The 2,830-nt window shown below is 35.8% G+C and carries 1 pseudogene; it reads left to right on the top strand.

Annotation, left to right across the window (positions count from 1 at the left end):
• Positions 1–369 precede the first annotated feature (369 nt).
• A pseudogene (locus ACFQ0S_RS11575) lies at positions 370–2,830 on the top strand (hypothetical protein); the annotation flags it as partial.

The following is a 2,830-nucleotide window of genomic DNA, read 5'->3' as shown; positions in this document are numbered from 1 at the left end:
TCAGTATATCAATAAATTCATTTTTGACAGACCTATAAACAATATTAAAAATCAAATAATTTAATTACACCCAACGGGTTATTATATATAACTAATGTATATTTTTGGAAACCATCTGCAGATGCTCCAGTTTATGGGACTTTTGTATTACCTGAAAAAATTTCGACTGATGCAACCTTTACAATAACTCCACCAACTTCTACTAACACAAGTGCTTTTACTTATTCTAGTAGTAATACAAGTGTTGCAAACATTGTAAACGGAAATCAAATAGATATTACTGGTGTTGGAACAGCTGATATTACTGCAAGTCAAGTAGCAGATGGTACTAAATCAGCAGGAAGCACAACGACAACTTTTGTATCTACTTTGCTGCGTAATAATCCAATTACTGGACCTGCAACTCCAACAAGAAGTGCTGGAGTGGTAAAATCAGTATATGGAGCTACATACAGCAATGCTTTTGGTGCACCTGCGTTTAATAGCTTTGGAGGATCTAACATTATTGGAAATGTTGTTTTAGATGACGCAAGTACAGTTGTAAAATATACAGGTCATGATTATTCAGGGTTAAATGCGGGTGGTACTGATCAAGGTGGTAATTTTAATGTAACCACCGCTCCTGCCGCTACATTTTTACACATGGATGTTTGGTCCCCTAATTTTACATCTTTCGAAGTAAAACTAGAATCTACTAATGGCGCTGCGCTTTTAGTTAATGTTCCAGGTGCAAAAACTCAAAGAGCTTGGAATTCCTATGATATACCTTTAAGTTCTTATCCAGGGGTTAATTTAGCAGCTTTGAAATGGATTGTTCTTGATTCTAGTCCTGGCGCAATATTGTTTTTGACTAATGTGTATTTCTATCAAGCTAATCTACCTACAATTTCAGGATTTACAGTACCTACAAAAACGAATACCGATGCAGATTTTACAATAACTGCTCCAACAACTTCTAATAGTGCTGGTGCTTATTCTTATACCAGTAGCAATACTAGTGTTGCAACTATTGTAAACGGAAATCAAATACAAATTCTTACTGCAGGAACTACTACTATAACTGCAAATCAGGCTGCAAACGGAGCTTATGATGCTGGTTCAATTAGTGCTTCATTTGTTGTAACAGCTGCTGCATTAACAACTCCGGCACCAACCCCTCCGGCTAGAAATGCTTGGGATGTGATCTCACTTTTTAGCGGTTCTTATGCTACGAAATCTTCACCAATTTGGAATGCTGACTCTATTGTAACAAATGAAGATCTTTCTGGGAATGTTGCTAAGAAATTAGTTGGTCAAGGCCCTGGTGGTTTTGTTGAAATAATAGATTTCGCAGTAACTGATGTATCGCAAATGGAAACATTACATATGGATATTTATTCTCCTAATGAAAGTGCTTTTAATATTTGGTTACTTAGTAATACTAATGGCGATAGGAATGCATCTATTTCACCAGCAATAAATGGTTGGAGAAGTCTTGATATTCCATTATCAACATATGTAGGTAAAGGTTTAAATATGACAAATATTAAATCGCTAAAGTTTGAAGGATTAAACGGACCAGGAAAAACGGTTTATGTAGATAATGTTTATTTCTACAGAGCGGCTACTGTTGAACCTCCAACATTTGGAGCATTTACAGTCCCTTCAAAATTTGTTACGTCTGCTGCTTTTACTTTAGTACAACCATCAAGTAATAGTGCTGGAGCATTTACATATACTAGTAGTAATCCATTAGTTGCTACGATATCAGGAAGTACAGTTACCATCGTAGGTATAGGAACTTCTATAATAACTGCTACTCAAGCTGCTGCAGGGCCTTACAGAAGTGCTTTTGTTACAGCATTATTATCAGTAACTTATGCGGCACCAGCAGTTGCAGCACCAATTCCAACATTACCAGGATTTCAAGTAATCTCTGTTTTTAGTAATTCATATGCTAATGCTGCAGCTGGATTTACTCCTAACTGGGGACAATCAGGAACATCATCTGCTATTTCTGTTGCAGGAAATACAACTAGAAAATATGGAAGTATGACTTATCAAGGACTTACTACTGTTCCTTTTCTAAACGTTTCTAATATGAAGTCTGTACATTTAGATGTCTATTCTTCAAACTGTACAAGTTTAGCAGTATTTTTAGTTAATGAAGGCGTTACAGAACAAAGGATAGATGTTGCATTACCAATACAAGCAGGATGGAATAGTATTAATATACCTTTGTCATCATATACTAACATAAATTTGGCAAGCATTGGAGCATTTAAATTTGAAAACTTTACTGCTACTAGAGGATCTGCTGATATCTATGTAGATAATGTTTATTTCTTTGATAATGGAATAACTCAAGTAATTCAATGTGGAAGAACACTTCGTTTCCTTAATGAAGTTATTCAATGTCAACCAGTTGCAGGAGCTACACAATATCGTTTCCAAGTAACTGATGAAGCTAATGTTGTTACAGTTGTTACTAGTGGTAACAATACTTTTAATCCAGCGGGTTTTACTTTTGACAATCCATCTGGTCGCGGATTCAATTGGGCTAAAAACTATACTATTCGTGCTGCGATTTTTAGAAACGATAATTGGGAATCTTACTCACCAGCTACTTGTACTGTTCGTACACCAAACGAACCAGCAGCATTGCCTACTAAGCTAAGATCACCTTGGTTTTGTAATCAAACAGTAGCAAGCATGAACACTAACATTCAGTGTAACCCTGTTCATTTGGCTACAAATTATGAGTTTACACTTACAGGTCCAGGAGGGTATAATCAAGCAAGGACTTCTACATCTATCGCTATCAATCTTACTACTTTTCCTAATTTAAGAT

The organism is Flavobacterium myungsuense (genome assembly GCF_042677265.1).
GTDB lineage: Bacteria > Bacteroidota > Bacteroidia > Flavobacteriales > Flavobacteriaceae > Flavobacterium > Flavobacterium myungsuense.
The sequence above is the reverse complement of the archived record's forward strand: the minus strand, read 5'-3'. Positions and strand labels throughout refer to the sequence as shown.